Genomic DNA, 14976 nt, shown 5'->3' with positions numbered 1-14976 from the left:
ACGCAGGAAAACCCCTCACCTCGAGTTAGGTGAGGGATTTTATTCTACGAGCTCTATTTCATTATAAGTTTCACTTTATTTTACAAGAAAAACTTACGAATGTCATTCCAAGTTACAACTAACATAAGTAACATTAATAATGCAAAACCAATAAAGTGAACCATCCCTTCTTTTTGACGGTCAATTGGTTTCCCGCGTAACGCTTCAATTAAGAAGAAGAACAAACGTCCACCGTCTAAAGCAGGAACTGGTAGTAAATTAAATAAACCAAGGTTAATACTTAAAACGGCTGCTAAATTTAATACACGCGTAAATCCATAATCTACCACTTGATCTGTAAGATTATAAATTCCTACTGGACCTGACAACTCATTAATAGAGAATTGACCCGTTACTAATTTCACAAGAGATTCAAAAATTAGTTTCGTCCAATAATATGTTTGTTCAAAACCTGATTTAATCGAACCCATTACTGTTTTCTCTACTGGAGTGTAAACACCAATTCTACCAATTTCTTCTTTACCTTCTTTATCAAGCGTTGGCGTTACTTTCACATTAAACTGTTCACTATCACGCTTTACTTGTAACGTAAGTTCTTTATTCGGGTTTTCACGTACAATGGTAACAACATCTTTCCATGTACTTGTGTTTTTCCCATCAATAGCTTGAATTGTATCATTTTCTTTTAATCCAGCTTGCTCTGCTGCACTATTCTCCATCACTTTTCCGACCATTGGTTTGTCAACAGGAACACCTTGTACAAATCCAAGAATCACAAAAATAACAAATGCTAAAATGAAGTTCATTGCAGGACCCGCAAAGATCGTTAAAGCACGTTGACCTAATTTCTTAGAGCCAAACTGTCTATTATACGGAGCAATTTGAATTTCTTCACCGGCAGTAATAATACGAGCCTTCTCATTCACTCGGAATGTTTGAAGCTCTTCCTCGTACTCTTCATAACCCGAAATTGTTAAATTATGCTCTAAATCAGATTGTTCGACTTCAATAACGCGAACATTTGGATACTTTTCATATCCATCAAAAACTAATTTTACAACTTCGTCTTTTTCGTTTAATACAAGGCCAACCTTTTTCCCTGGCTTTAACTCAACTGTATCTGCATCCTCGCCAGCCATTCTTACATAGCCGCCAAGGGGCAGTAATCGAATCGTATACACCGTTTCATTCTTTTCAAATGAGAATATTTTCGGACCAAAACCAATCGCAAACTCACGGCATAAAATACCTGCTCGTTTTGCGAAATATAGATGCCCTAGCTCATGGAAAAATACGAGTGCACCGAAAATTAATATAAAGGCAATCGCTGTATTCAATTCCATACCACCTTTGCTAAATTTGTTCCATCACAAACCGTCTTGTGGTTGCATCAATTTCCAGAATTTCCTCTAAGCTTGGACGTGCAATGACATTGTGATGGTTCATTGCTTTTTCAATGAGGTCTTCCACTGTTAAGAAACCAATTCTCTTTTGTAAAAAAGCTTCAACAGCTACTTCATTCGCTGCATTCATTACAGCTGGCATACTTCCACCTGTTTTTCCAGCTTCATACGCAAAGCGCAAGCAACGGAAACGTTCTTGATTCATTTTCTCAAAATGCAATGTACCCATTTCCCATAAATTTAACTGCTTTGTGTCTGAAAGAGGCAATCGATCAGGATATGTAAGTGCGTATTGAATTGGCACTCTCATATCAGGTGAGCCAAGCTGTGCCATCACACTACGATCTTCAAATTCAACCATAGAATGAATAATACTTTCTTTATGTAAAACAACATCGATTTGCTCATAAGGGATACCGAAAAGCCAATGTGCTTCAATTACTTCTAGCCCCTTATTAATCATTGTAGCAGAATCAATTGTAATTTTCGAACCCATTGACCAGTTTGGATGTCGAAGCGCATCTTCTACGGTCACATGATGCAATTCATCTCTCGTTTTATCACGGAAACTTCCACCAGAAGCCGTTATAATTAGTCGAGAAATTCTTTTTTCATTTTCACCATTCAAGCATTGAAAAATAGCTGAATGTTCACTGTCTACTGGAAGTAACGAAACATTATGTCTTCGCGCTGCTTCCATTACAAGATGCCCTGCAGTTACTAACGTTTCTTTGTTTGCAATTCCAATTGTTTTTTTCGCCTCAATTGCACGAAGTGTCGGTAACAACCCTACGCTACCTACAACAGCATTTACTACAATCTCCGCATCTGGATGTAATGCTACTTCTAAAAGTCCTTCACTACCATATACAATTTTTGTATTACCAGAGACAGCTTGTAATTTTAAAACATCTTCCTCTCTTTGCACAGAGACAATTTGCGGAGAAAATTCTTGAATGACTTTTACTGCATAGTCAATATTTTTCCCTACAGAAAAAGCAACGAGACGGAATTGGTCTGGGTGCGAGCGTAATACATCTAAAGTTTGTGTACCAATTGATCCGCTTGCACCTAATAAACTAATGTTTTTCATGACTCCAACCCCTCGTTCATTTATTAATTGTATTGTAATAAGAAGTAGAGAATTGGTAAAACGAATAACCAACTATCTGTTCGATCTAATATACCACCATGTCCAGGTAAAATTGTACCTGAATCTTTTACGCCATAATGACGTTTAAATGCAGATTGTACTAAATCACCAATTTGTCCAAAAATAGAAATGATAATTGTCAGCACAATTAAAATTACTACATTCGATTCCACTGGGAAGAACATGTTGTAAACAAGCGCCACAATAATTCCACAAACGATGCCGCCTAATGAACCTTCAATCGTTTTATTTGGACTAATTTCTGGCCATAATTTTCTTTTTCCTAATGCTTTTCCTACGAAATATGCACCTGAATCAGTAGCCCATATAACAAATAATGCGCAAAACACATATTTAATTCCTAAAATTCTCGTTTCATTCAAATATAAGAATCCCATTGCAACATATGTTGTCGCCATTAGTAAAAATGAAGCATTATCAAAAGTAAATGTATTCTTAGAAAGGACTGTATATGATAAAAGTAATAGAACAATCACAAATGTGATTTCTAATTTACCTAATCCAATCCAAGTAAACAGTTCTGATGCACTACTTGGAATTAAAATAATCCATAATAATACTGCAGCTAAAACTGTTGGTACTGAAATAAGCGTAAGCTTATTCATACGAATTAATTCATATAAACCTATAGAAGCAAGTGCATACACTAAAACCGTAAAAGGCACGCCACCGTAAATTACGATGGGAATGAATAGCGCGGCAGCAACCACTCCAGTAATAATTCTCTGTTTCACTACCAAACCCTCTCTTTCTACACGCCTCCGAATCTGCGCCCTCTATGCTGAAAGTCTGTAATCGCATTTAGCAAATGTTCCTCGGTAAAATCTGGCCAATACACATCTGTAAACCAAAATTCCGAATATGCAATTTGCCATAACATGAAATTACTAATACGTAGCTCTCCGCTCGTACGGATTAACAATTCTGGGTCAGGTAAAGAACTCGTCATTAGGTAGGAAGAAAGCATTTCTTCGCTTACATCTTCAACACGAACTTTTCCTTCCTCACTATCTTTCATCATATGTTGCACAGCAGAAACGATTTCATCTCGACTTCCATAGTTTAACGCGAAATTCAGAATTAATCCCGTATTCTCTTTCGTCTCTTCCATGGCCTTCTCCATCGCTCTGCGTGTATGCGTAGGAAGACGATCTTGTTGCCCTATTACACGGACTTGTACGTTCTCTTCAATCAATTCTGGTAAAAATGTACCTAAAAATTCTTCTGGAAGCTTCATTAAATAATCAACTTCCTTTTTTGGTCTTTTCCAGTTCTCAGTTGAAAAAGCATAAAGAGTTAATACTTTCACATTAAGTTTGCTTGCAAATTTTGTGATTTTCTTTACAACTTGCATGCCTTCATGATGTCCCGCAATACGAGGCATCGCTCTCCTCTTTGCCCACCTTCCATTACCATCCATAATAATGGCAATATGTTCTGGGATGTATCCTTTTTTCACTTCTTCAACGAGATGATCAAACGATGTGTCCTTTTTACCTTTAAAAAAAGGAAAGTTTTTAAACATCATTCATACCCTCCAACAAGCAGACGTATGCCTAAAAGTGTAAAAAGACCCCCTTAAGAAGAGGGTCATATTTGCGAAAGTATCGCTATTACACTTCCATGATTTCTTTTTCTTTGTTTTTTGCGATTTCGTCAACTTTTGCAATATATTTATCTGTTTCTTTTTGGATATCTTCAGTATATCCTCTTAAATCGTCTTCTGTAATCTCGCCAGCTTTTTCAAGCTTCTTAAGATCATCGTTACCGTCACGACGTACGTTACGAACAGCAACTTTTGCTTCTTCAGCATATTTTTTCACAACTTTTACAAGATCACGACGACGCTCTTCTGTTAATGCAGGGAATGCAATACGAATTACAGTTCCATCATTAGAAGGGTTTAAGCCTAAATCTGCTTTTAAAATTGCTTTTTCGATATCACCGATAGAAGTTTTATCATACGGTTGAATTACAAGTAAACGTGCTTCTGGAACTGTAATGTTCGCTAATTGCACAACTGGTGTTGGTGCACCATAGTAATCAACTTGTACTTTATCTAATACAGACGCGTTTGCACGACCAGCGCGAACTGTTGCTAATTCGCGTGAATAAGCAGCAACCGCTTTTTCCATTTTTTCATTTGCAGACTTCAATACTTGTTGTCCCATATTTATTTCCCCCTTACAACTGTTCCGATATTTTCGCCTAACACGGCACGTTTAATATTCCCTTTTTCCATAACTGAGAATACAATTAATGGAATATCATTATCCATACATAGAGAAGAAGCTGTAGAATCCATTACACCTAAACCTTCTTTTAATACATCTAAGTAAGTAAGTGTTTCGTATTTCGTAGCTGTTGGGTCAATAGATGGATCTGCATTATATACGCCATCCACATTGTTTTTCGCCATTAAAATTACGTCAGCTTCAATTTCCGCTGCACGTAATGCTGCCGTTGTATCTGTAGAGAAGTATGGGTTACCAGTACCTGCTGCAAAGATAACAACACGTTTTTTCTCTAAGTGACGAACTGCTTTACGACGAATGTAAGGCTCTGCCACTTGACGCATTTCAATTGAAGTTTGTACGCGAGTTTGAATTCCGATGTTCTCCAAGCTATCTTGAAGAGCTAATGAATTCATAACTGTCGCTAACATGCCCATGTAATCCGCTCCTGCACGATCCATGCCCATCTCACTTCCAATTTTTCCACGCCAAATGTTACCGCCGCCAACAACAACAGCAACCTCTACATCTAGTTCTGCAATTTCTTTCACTTGTTCCGCAACTGACTTAATAACAGCTGGGTTGATTCCAAATCCTTGCTCGCCAGCTAAAGCTTCTCCACTCAGCTTTAAAACGACACGATTATATTTCGGTTTACTCATAATGAACCTCCAATTGCTTACATCTTTATTTTAAAAAAGGGAACACAATGTGTTCCCTAATCTGTATTAGTTACTACCTTTTACTTGGTTCATTACTTCTTCAGCAAAGTTGTCTTCGCGTTTTTCTATACCTTCACCAACAGCGTAGCGAACGAATCCTTTTAATGTTGCGCCTTTAGACTCAACGAATTGACGAACTTTCATATCAGGGTTTTTAACGAATGCTTGGTCAAGTAAGCAAATCTCTTCGAAGAATTTGCCTAGACGGCCTTCAACCATTTTTGCAACGATTTTTTCAGGCTTGCCTTCGTTTAATGCTTGTTGTGTTAATACTTGACGCTCATGCTCAACTTCTTCAGCTGTTACAGCATCACGATCGATGTATTTTGGGTTAACTGCAGCGATGTGCATTGCTACGTCTTTAGCAGCCGCTTCATCAGTAGAACCTTCAAGAACTGTTAGAACACCAATGCGTCCACCCATGTGTAGGTAAGCACCGAATGCATCTGCATCAGTTTTTGATACGATTTCGAAACGACGAAGTGTAAGCTTTTCACCAATTTTAGCGATTGCTTCGTTGATGTGCTCTTCAACTTTTTTACCGTTTTCCATTGTTTGAGCCATAGCTTCTTCAACGTTAGCAGGCTTCTTAGCTAATAGGTGAGCAGCTAATTCTTTAATTAATGTTTGGAAACCTTCGTTTTTCGCAACGAAATCAGTTTCAGAGTTTAATTCTAAGATTAAACCGTCGTTACCGTTTGTTTCGATGAAAGTTAAACCTTCAGCAGCGATGCGGTCTGCTTTTTTAGCAGCTTTCGCGATACCTTTTTCACGTAAGAAGTCAATTGCCTTCTCCATGTCGCCGTTAGTTTCTGTTAAAGCTTTTTTGCAGTCCATCATACCTGCGCCAGTTTTTTCACGTAATTCTTTTACCATTTGTGCAGTGATTGCCATACTTTTCATCCTCCTAAAATATGTATTTATACCTTTTATAAAGGTGTTTATACCTTAAAAAAGGTGATAAAAGGCCGAACCCCTTATCACCTTTCCAACTTTGTTACGCAGTAACAGTTTCTTCACCTTGTTTTGCTTCAAGGATCGCGTCTGCCATTTTAGATGTAAGAAGTTTTACAGCACGAATTGCATCATCGTTCGCTGGGATAACGTGATCGATTTCGTCTGGATCACAGTTTGTATCAACGATACCGATGATTGGAATGTGTAATTTGCGTGCTTCAGCAACTGCAATACGCTCTTTACGAGGGTCTACTACGAACAATGCACTTGGAAGACCTTTCATATCTTTAATACCGCCTAAGAATTTCTCAAGACGCTCTAACTCTTTTTTAAGTTGAACAACTTCTTTCTTAGGTAGTACTTCGAAAGTACCATCTTCTTGCATTCTTTCGATGTCTTTAAGACGCTTGATACGCTTTTGGATTGTTTGGAAGTTAGTTAAAGTTCCACCTAACCAACGTTGGTTAACGAAGTACATACCAGCACGAGTTGCTTCTTCTTTAATAGCTTCTTGTGCTTGTTTTTTAGTACCTACGAATAAGATGTCTCCGCCTTCAGCAGCGATGTCACGCATAACTTTGAAAGCTTCCTCAACTTTTTTCACAGTTTTTTGTAAGTCGATGATGTAGATACCGTTACGCTCTGTGAAAATGTAACGCTTCATTTTTGGGTTCCAACGACGAGTTTGATGTCCGAAATGAACACCAGCTTCAAGCAATTGCTTCATAGAAATTACTGACATAATATAGTTCCTCCTAAATGGTTTTTGATATCCTCCGTTTACTTCATCTCTAAGCGAAACTACAAACGTAGCACCAACACTTAAATCAGTAAACGTGTGTACTTTGTACTGACACCACTGCTTACTATATCATACTGAAATATTACAATCAAGTCGAAAATGCGAACAATGTAAAACTTTCTTTGTTCATACTCGAATTCTAGTATTACCAACCTACATTTCTTTTAAGCAAAAAAAGTGAAATGCAATTCATGGCCTTTCAAAAAAATGCGATTATGACGCTATGTACGAACAACATCAATCTGTTATACAAAAAACTCTCCTCAAAAAATGAGAAGAGTTTTATAAATTAGTTTGTTTTTAATTTAGCAAGTTCATGTAAGAATTTGTCGTTTAGTACTTTAATGTATGTTCCTTTCATACCTAAAGAACGCGACTCAATTACACCAGCACTTTCTAATTTACGAAGTGCATTTACGATTACCGAACGAGTGATTCCTACGCGGTCAGCAATTTTACTTGCAACAAGTAAACCTTCTGTTCCGTTTAATTCTTCGAAGATGTGCTCGATTGCTTCTAACTCACTGTAAGATAATGAGCTGATCGCCATTTGAACAACAGCTTTGCTACGTGCTTCTTCTTCAATTTCTTCTGCTTTTTCACGTAAAATTTCCATACCTACAACAGTTGAGCTGTACTCAGCAAGAATTAAATCATCATCTAAGAACTCTTGACCAAGACGAGCTAAAACTAATGTACCTAGACGCTCACCGCCACCAACGATCGGTACGATTGTAGTTAAGCCTTGACCAAATAATTCTTTATTTTCTACTGGGAATGCTGTGTAAGCACTGTTTACATCTAAGTTTGAAGATGTTTCTGTAATGTTGAATAAGCTTTGTGTATACTCTTCTGGGAATTGACGCTCTGCAAGCATTTGTTTCATACGCTCATTCTCGATTTGTTGGTGAATTGCATAACCTAGTAATTTACCACGACGGCTTACTACGAATACGTTCGCTTCGATTACTTCACACATTGTGTCAGACATTTCTCTAAAGTTTACAGGCTTTCCTGCTGCGCTCTGTAATAACGCATTTAATTTTCTTGTTTTTGCTAATAATTCCATTTCAAAAGTTCCTCCTACATGTTACTCACATATTTTTTCATCACTTGGAAACTAGGGCGAGTCACCTGATGACACTATTACAAAATAAACTGGCTCACATCTTTATTTTTAGCAATCGTTGCTAATTTTTCCTCAACGTATTGAGGCGTTATCGTTATTTTCTCTAACGTAATTTCAGATGCTTCAAACGATAAATCTTCAAGGAGCTTCTCCATAATCGTATGAAGTCTTCTTGCTCCAATATTATCTGTATCCTGATTAACTTGATAAGCAATCTCAGCAATCTTACGAATAGCTTCGTCTGAAAATTCAATTTCTATACCTTCAGTCGCTAATAAAGCAATATATTGTTTAATTAACGCATTATCAGGCTCGATTAATATTTTAACAAAATCATCCGTCGATAATTTTGTTAATTCTACTCGAATCGGAAATCTCCCTTGTAATTCCGGAATCAAATCTGACGGTTTAGACATATGAAACGCTCCAGCTGCAACGAATAAAATATAATCCGTTTTTACTGATCCGTATTTTGTCGCAACATTTGATCCTTCTACAATTGGTAAAATGTCACGTTGCACACCTTCACGTGATACATCTACACTATTCGACTGCTTACCAGCAATTTTGTCAATTTCATCGATAAAAATAATCCCGAGCTGTTCAGCACGATAAACAGCCTCTTGTGTAACTTCATCCATATCAATTAAGCGCTGTGCTTCCTCATTTGTCAAGACTTTTCTTGCTTCTTTTACAGAAAGTTTACGTTTTTTTGTTTTTTTCGGCATAAAACTTCCTAATGCATCTTGAAAATTCATCCCCATTTGTTCCATGCCAGTTCCTTGCAGCATATCGAACATGGAAGACTGTTGTTCAGTCACTTCAATCGATACAATTTCATCTTCAAGAAGTCCTGCAGCAAGCTTTCTTTCCACATCTTGACGTTTCTTTTCGATTTCAACATCTTCCTGTGAATCTGTTGTTTGGTTCGAATTTTGAGCGCCACCAAATAGCATTTCTAATGGGTTTTTAAATCCAGATTGCTTCTCCGGACTCGGCACTAAAATTTCAACAAGACGTTGGTTCGCTTGTTCTTCTGCTTTGTCTTGTACTTTTACTACCATTTCTTCTTTCACAATGCGAACTGACGTTTCCACAAGGTCACGTACCATCGATTCTACATCTCTACCTACATATCCAATTTCTGTAAATTTCGTAGCTTCAACCTTAATAAAAGGTGCTCCAACGAGTTTCGCCATTCGTCGTGCTACCTCTGTTTTACCAACACCTGTCGGTCCAATCATTAAAATATTTTTAGGTGCAATTTCATCACGTAGATTTTCAGCTAATTTACTTCGGCGGTATCGATTTCTTAAAGCTACAGCAACCGCTTTCTTCGCATCCTTTTGACCGATAATGTATTGATCTAATTTTTCCACAATTTGACGCGGAGTAAAATGTAAATGCATATAAAATGCCTCCCTTACGATTCTACAATTCTTCCACAATTATATTGTGGTTTGTATACACACAAATATCGCCTGCAATGTCTAAACTCGCTTTCGCAATTTGCTTCGCTGTTAAATGTTCACTTGCATATTGTTTTAAAGCACGACCTGCTGAAAGCGCATAATTTCCGCCAGATCCAATTGCTAAAATACCATCATCCGGTTCAATCACTTCTCCCGTACCTGAAACAAGGAGCATCGTTGTTTTATCCATGACAATGAGCATCGCTTCTAGCTGACGTAACATTTTGTCACCGCGCCATTGCTTCGCCATCTCAACAGCAGCACGCTGCAAGTTTCCATTATACTCTTCTAATTTCCCTTCAAACATTTCAAAAAGAGTAAATGCATCAGCAACTGAACCTGCAAAACCAGCTAAAACTTTCCCTTGAAAAAGTTTACGAACCTTACGAGCTGTATGTTTCATTACAACAGCATTTCCCATTGTCACCTGGCCATCTCCAGCCATTGCACATTCTCCATTATGATGAACTGCAAATATCGTTGTAGCGTGGAAATTTCCCATAGAAAAAACTCCTTTATATGTTTTTATAGCTTTAAAAGCAATTTATGCCCGTGGGTGATGCTTCATGTAGACAGAACGCAATCTTTCTTTAGAGACATGGGTATAAATTTGTGTCGTAGACAAATTTTCATGACCGAGTAGCTCCTGTACAGTACGTAAATCTGCCCCTTCATCTAACATATGTGTAGCAAATGTATGCCTTAACATATGAGGACTTATACGCATTGTCAGTGAAGCTTTCTTAATGAGTTCATTTAATACATAGCGTACTCCTCGACTTGTCAGCGGCGTGCCTTTCGCATTTAAAAATACCATATGAGATTGTTCTTCAGTTTTCTTGGCTAACTGTTTTCTCCCGTTCTCTATATAAGTAAATAAAGCATCTTGTGCATAGCTCCCGAACGGAATATACCTTTGTTTTTTTCCTTTTCCCATTACTAAAATTGTTCCCACCGCAAAGTCAATATCGGTAAGTTGTAAATTGACACATTCACTCACACGGATCCCGGTCGCATACATCAACTCTAATAAAGCTTGATTCCTTTGACCTAACGGGGTTTCCGTATCAGAAACTTCAAATAATTCCTCTAATTCTTCAGCATATAAAAACTTTGGGATTGACAATTCTTTTTTGGGGAGTGACGCAAGTGCAAACGGATTATCCTTCCGATAACCTTCACGCATCAAAAAACGATATAAACTTCGTAAGCTTGATACTTTTCTTGCGACAGATTTACGGGCTAACTTTTCATCGTGCAACGTCGTTAAGTACAAACGAACATCCGCGTATGTAATATCTAAAAAAGAGGATATGCCTTCTCGCTCCATAAATTGCACAAAATGTTCTAAATCATTTTGATAACTTGCAATTGTATATTTTGAATAATTTCTTTCAATTTGTAAATATCCAACGAATAATTGTAACAATTTCTTCACATTCACACAATTCACCTCAATAAAGGCTACTAAATCGTATCACAACTTAGTAGCCTTTGCAAGAAATTTAACTAAATATTTACAAAATTTCGAATCGTTTCTAAAGCGCGTGCTGCATAGGCTTCATTACGTTCTGCTTTTTTCTTAATTTTCTTCTCTAACGGTGCAAACAGACCGAAGTTTGCATTCATTGGCTGGAAGTTTTTCGCGTTTGTCGCAGTAATATAATTCGCCATACTTCCCATTGCAGTTACAGGTGGCAATACAACCGGCTCTTCACCTTTTACAAGTCGAGCAGCGTTGATACCTGCTAGCAATCCTGAAGCCGCCGATTCAACATACCCCTCTACTCCAGTCATTTGACCAGCGAAGAATAAATCATCACGTTGTTTATATTGGTATGTTGGACGAAGTAAGTTAGGTGAATTAATAAACGTATTACGATGCATTACACCATAACGTACAATCTCTGCGTTTTCCAGTCCCGGAATCAACTGTAACACTTCTTTTTGCGGTCCCCATTTTAAATGCGTTTGGAAACCTACGATATTGTATAACGTACCCGCTGCATCATCTTGACGTAACTGAACAACAGCATATGGCGTTTTCCCTGTTTTTGGATCTTCTAATCCAACAGGTTTCATCGGTCCAAATACTAGTGTTTGTCTTCCTCTACTTGCCATAACTTCTACCGGCATACAACCTTCAAAGAAAATTTCTTTTTCAAATTCTTTTAAAGGTACTGTTTCAGCAGCGATTAAAGCCTCGTAAAAACGGTCAAATTCCTCTTCCGTCATTGGACAGTTTAAATATGCCGCTTCACCTTTATCGTAACGAGATTTTAAATACACTTTATTCATATCAATGCTGTCTTTCTCAACAATCGGTGCTGCTGCATCATAGAAATAAAAGTAGTCTTCACCCGTTAATTCTTTTAATTGCGCAGAAAGATCAGGCGACGTAAGTGGACCTGTCGCAATAACAGTAGGACCTTCTGGAATTTCAGTGATTTCTTCATTCACCACAGTTACGTTCGGATGATTTTTCACATATTCCGTTACTTTTGCTGCAAATTCATGACGATCTACCGCTAAAGCCCCTCCTGCTGGTACAGAACACTCATCAGCTGCACGAATAATAACAGAATCCATTAAACGCATTTCTTCTTTAATAACACCAACAGCATTTGTTAATGTGTTTGCGCGAAGCGAGTTACTACATACTAATTCTGCAAATTTATCTGTGTGATGAGCTGGCGTTTGCCTTACCGGTCTCATTTCGTATAATCTTACTTGGACACCACGTTTTGCAATTTGGTAAGCTGCTTCACTTCCTGCAAGACCTGCGCCAATGACGTTTACTACTTGTGTTGTCATATATTTATCACCTTTCCTTTTCTTCCCGAAAAAAATGTGAGCAGTTACGCTCACATTTGTTGTTCTTCTTCATAATCACACGAAATACATTGTACTTGTACGCCTTTTTTCAACTTCTTCTCTACTAGCATACCTTCACACTTCGGACATTTACGGCCAATCGGCTTATCCCAAGATACAAAGTCACACTCTGGATACGTACCGCACCCATAGAAAAGACGTTTCTTTTTATTACTACGACGTTCAATAATTTGACCTTTATCACATTTCGGACAAGTAACACCGATTTCTTTCACAATCGGTTTTGTATTACGACAATCTGGGAAATTCGAGCAAGCCATAAATTTCCCGTATTTACCCATTTTAAAGACCATTGGGTGATTACATAATTCACAATCTTCCCCAGCTGGTTCATCTTTAATTTCCACTTCACGCATTTCTTTTTCCGCTTTTTCTAAACGCGGTTCAAATCCTACGTAGAAATCATCAACAATTTTTACCCAATTCGCATTTCCTTCTTCTACTTCATCGAGGCTTTGCTCCATGTTAGCAGTAAATTCAATGTTAATAATCTCCGGGAAAAACTCTAAAATAAGTTCAATTACTATTTCACCTAGTTCAGTTGGAACGAAGCGTTTATTATCCAAACCTACATATCCACGTTTTTGAATCGTTTCAAGTGTCGGTACGTAAGTCGACGGTCTTCCAATTCCAAGCTCTTCAAGTGTTCTTACTAAACGAGCCTCTGTATAGCGCGGCGGAGGTTGTGTAAAGTGTTGCTTCGGTTCTAAATCCTTCGAAAATACGGTTTCCCCTACTTCTAAAGGTGGCAACATCTTATCCTTTTCTTCAGCCCCATCATCTTTCGACTCTACATACACTTTCATAAATCCTGGGAACTTTACAACAGATCCACTTGAACGGAACTGAACATTATTATTAATGAGTCTCGCTGTCACAGTATCCATTATAGCAGACGCCATTTGACTTGCAACAAATCGCTCCCAAATCAATTTATACAATCGAAGTTGGTCACGACTTAAGAAACTCTTTAGTTCCTCTGGCTTTCTCATTACCGAAGTAGGACGAATTGCCTCATGCGCATCTTGTGCGTTCGACTTCTTCGTTTCTTTCTTCTTTTCTGTTCCTATGTATTCCGTACCAAACGCCTCAGTAATGTACGTACGTGCCTCTGTTTGAGCTGTTTCTGAGATACGTGTTGAATCAGTTCTCATATACGTAATAAGACCTACAGTTCCTTGTTTTCCAAGATCAATTCCTTCATACAATTGCTGCGCAAGCATCATCGTTTTCTTTGCTCGCATGTTTAACTTACGCGCCGCCTCTTGTTGCAAGGAAGATGTTGTAAATGGTAATGCTGGATTACGTTTTCGCTCTTTTCTCGTTACATTTTCAACTGAGAACGCATTATCTTTCAGCCGTTCAATTATTTCATTCACTTGTGTTTCATTCGTTAATTGAACTTTTTCACCATCTACACCGTAAAAGCTTGCTTCAAATGTGTCTTTCCCTTTCACAAATTCTGTCTTAATTGTCCAGAATTCTTCAGGCTCGAAACTTTGTATTTCTCTTTCACGTTCGATAATTAAACGAACTGCTACAGATTGTACGCGTCCTGCACTTAATCCTTTTTTTACTTTCTTCCATAATAAAGGACTAATATTATAACCAACAAGACGATCTAGTATACGTCTTGCTTGTTGTGCATCTACTAAATTCATGTTAATCGCGCGAGGATGTTTGAATGATTCTTTTATTGCATCTTTTGTAATCTCATTAAACACAACTCGGCAATCTGATTCAACGTCCACATTTAACGTATTGGCTAAATGCCAAGCAATAGCTTCCCCTTCGCGGTCTGGATCGGCCGCGAGATAGACTTTCTTTGCTTTTTTTGCTGCTGATTTTAAGTCTTTTAAGACGGGACCTTTACCACGAATGGTAATATACTTCGGGGTGAAGTTGTTCTTTACTTCTATCCCCATTTGGCTTTTAGGTAAATCGCGAACGTGTCCCATAGACGCGACAACTTTGTATTTTTTCCCTAAATATTTCTCAATGGTCTTCGCCTTAGAAGGCGACTCCACGATTACGAGGTAATCTGACATGCTAGTGCCTCCTTAAGAGGTGGATTCAAGTCTTCATTAATCTTATTGATTTCTCTTGTTTTTGTCAATCAAGAATGAATATACCATACAGTGCCTATCTACCATTTGTCAATAATTGTTTAATAAAAACATAAAAATAT

General features: G+C 37.8%; 14 protein-coding genes. All 14 read right to left on the bottom strand.

The genetic code is table 11. The annotated features are described in order from the left end of the window. Positions 1–80 precede the first annotated feature (80 nt). The 14 genes from rseP to topA all read right to left on the bottom strand — a co-directional run bounded on the left by rseP (position 81) and on the right by topA (position 14836). Entirely contained in the window at positions 81–1337 is a 1257-nt protein-coding gene (rseP, locus tag PDQ33_RS00610) for an RIP metalloprotease RseP (RefSeq protein WP_001090249.1), read from the bottom strand. Positions 1338–1353: 16 nt separating this feature from the next. Then, positions 1354–2496: a 1-deoxy-D-xylulose-5-phosphate reductoisomerase gene (gene dxr / locus PDQ33_RS00605; protein ID WP_270754408.1), complete on the bottom strand. Its 1143-nt coding sequence runs from the start codon at positions 2494–2496 to the stop codon at positions 1354–1356. Positions 2497–2519: 23 nt separating this feature from the next. Beyond that, on the bottom strand, positions 2520–3311 hold the full coding sequence (cdsA, locus tag PDQ33_RS00600; protein WP_000813584.1) for a phosphatidate cytidylyltransferase: 792 nt from the start codon (positions 3309–3311) through the stop codon (positions 2520–2522). A gap of 17 nt (positions 3312–3328) precedes the next feature. After that, a complete protein-coding gene (gene uppS, locus PDQ33_RS00595) occupies positions 3329–4105 on the bottom strand; it encodes an isoprenyl transferase (protein WP_000971301.1) in 777 nt (258 codons plus the stop codon). An 85-nt stretch (positions 4106–4190) separates the two neighbouring features. After that, positions 4191–4748, bottom strand: coding sequence for a ribosome recycling factor (gene frr, locus PDQ33_RS00590; protein ID WP_000531500.1), 558 nt, complete (start codon positions 4746–4748; stop codon positions 4191–4193). Between the two features lie 2 nt (positions 4749–4750). Beyond that, positions 4751–5473 (bottom strand): UMP kinase, encoded by a 723-nt coding sequence (gene pyrH, locus PDQ33_RS00585; protein WP_000042663.1) that lies wholly within the window; start codon positions 5471–5473, stop codon positions 4751–4753. Positions 5474–5539: 66 nt separating this feature from the next. Next, complete coding sequence (gene tsf, locus PDQ33_RS00580; RefSeq protein ID WP_001018580.1) at positions 5540–6427, bottom strand: translation elongation factor Ts; 888 nt, start codon at positions 6425–6427, stop codon at positions 5540–5542. 103 nt (positions 6428–6530) lie between these two features. Further along, positions 6531–7232 carry a 30S ribosomal protein S2 gene (gene rpsB, locus PDQ33_RS00575; protein WP_000111483.1) on the bottom strand — a complete coding sequence of 234 codons (702 nt, stop codon included), beginning with the start codon at positions 7230–7232 and terminating at the stop codon, positions 6531–6533. 349 nt (positions 7233–7581) lie between these two features. Beyond that, positions 7582–8361: a GTP-sensing pleiotropic transcriptional regulator CodY gene (gene codY / locus PDQ33_RS00570; protein ID WP_000421288.1), complete on the bottom strand. Its 780-nt coding sequence runs from the start codon at positions 8359–8361 to the stop codon at positions 7582–7584. Between the two features lie 77 nt (positions 8362–8438). After that, positions 8439–9830 carry an ATP-dependent protease ATPase subunit HslU gene (gene hslU, locus PDQ33_RS00565; protein WP_270754409.1) on the bottom strand — a complete coding sequence of 464 codons (1392 nt, stop codon included), beginning with the start codon at positions 9828–9830 and terminating at the stop codon, positions 8439–8441. Between the two features lie 22 nt (positions 9831–9852). Continuing rightward, complete coding sequence (gene hslV / locus PDQ33_RS00560; RefSeq protein ID WP_000526271.1) at positions 9853–10395, bottom strand: ATP-dependent protease proteolytic subunit HslV; 543 nt, start codon at positions 10393–10395, stop codon at positions 9853–9855. A gap of 42 nt (positions 10396–10437) precedes the next feature. Beyond that, a complete protein-coding gene (gene xerC, locus PDQ33_RS00555) occupies positions 10438–11337 on the bottom strand; it encodes a tyrosine recombinase XerC (protein WP_001101225.1) in 900 nt (299 codons plus the stop codon). Positions 11338–11402: 65 nt separating this feature from the next. Further along, positions 11403–12707: an FADH(2)-oxidizing methylenetetrahydrofolate--tRNA-(uracil(54)-C(5))-methyltransferase TrmFO gene (gene trmFO, locus PDQ33_RS00550; protein ID WP_001998091.1), complete on the bottom strand. Its 1305-nt coding sequence runs from the start codon at positions 12705–12707 to the stop codon at positions 11403–11405. Between the two features lie 50 nt (positions 12708–12757). Then, complete coding sequence (topA, locus tag PDQ33_RS00545; protein WP_001286973.1) at positions 12758–14836, bottom strand: type I DNA topoisomerase; 2079 nt, start codon at positions 14834–14836, stop codon at positions 12758–12760. Between the last annotated feature and the right edge of the window lie 140 nt (positions 14837–14976).

The organism is Bacillus cereus group sp. Bc031 (assembly GCF_027716265.1).
Taxonomy (GTDB): domain Bacteria; phylum Bacillota; class Bacilli; order Bacillales; family Bacillaceae_G; genus Bacillus_A; species Bacillus_A paranthracis.
The sequence above is the reverse complement of the archived record's forward strand: the minus strand, read 5'-3'. Positions and strand labels throughout refer to the sequence as shown.

Coding starts and splice junctions, on each gene's coding strand:
- topA (WP_001286973.1), bottom strand. CDS start 14,836: ATGTCAGATTACCTCGTAATCGTGGAGTCGCCTTCTAAGGCGAAGACC.
- pyrH (WP_000042663.1), bottom strand. CDS start 5,473: ATGAGTAAACCGAAATATAATCGTGTCGTTTTAAAGCTGAGTGGAGAA.
- codY (WP_000421288.1), bottom strand. CDS start 8,361: ATGGAATTATTAGCAAAAACAAGAAAATTAAATGCGTTATTACAGAGC.
- uppS (WP_000971301.1), bottom strand. CDS start 4,105: ATGATGTTTAAAAACTTTCCTTTTTTTAAAGGTAAAAAGGACACATCG.
- rpsB (WP_000111483.1), bottom strand. CDS start 7,232: ATGTCAGTAATTTCTATGAAGCAATTGCTTGAAGCTGGTGTTCATTTC.
- frr (WP_000531500.1), bottom strand. CDS start 4,748: ATGGGACAACAAGTATTGAAGTCTGCAAATGAAAAAATGGAAAAAGCG.
- trmFO (WP_001998091.1), bottom strand. CDS start 12,707: ATGACAACACAAGTAGTAAACGTCATTGGCGCAGGTCTTGCAGGAAGT.
- dxr (WP_270754408.1), bottom strand. CDS start 2,496: ATGAAAAACATTAGTTTATTAGGTGCAAGCGGATCAATTGGTACACAA.
- hslV (WP_000526271.1), bottom strand. CDS start 10,395: ATGGGAAATTTCCACGCTACAACGATATTTGCAGTTCATCATAATGGA.
- hslU (WP_270754409.1), bottom strand. CDS start 9,830: ATGCATTTACATTTTACTCCGCGTCAAATTGTGGAAAAATTAGATCAA.
- tsf (WP_001018580.1), bottom strand. CDS start 6,427: ATGGCAATCACTGCACAAATGGTAAAAGAATTACGTGAAAAAACTGGC.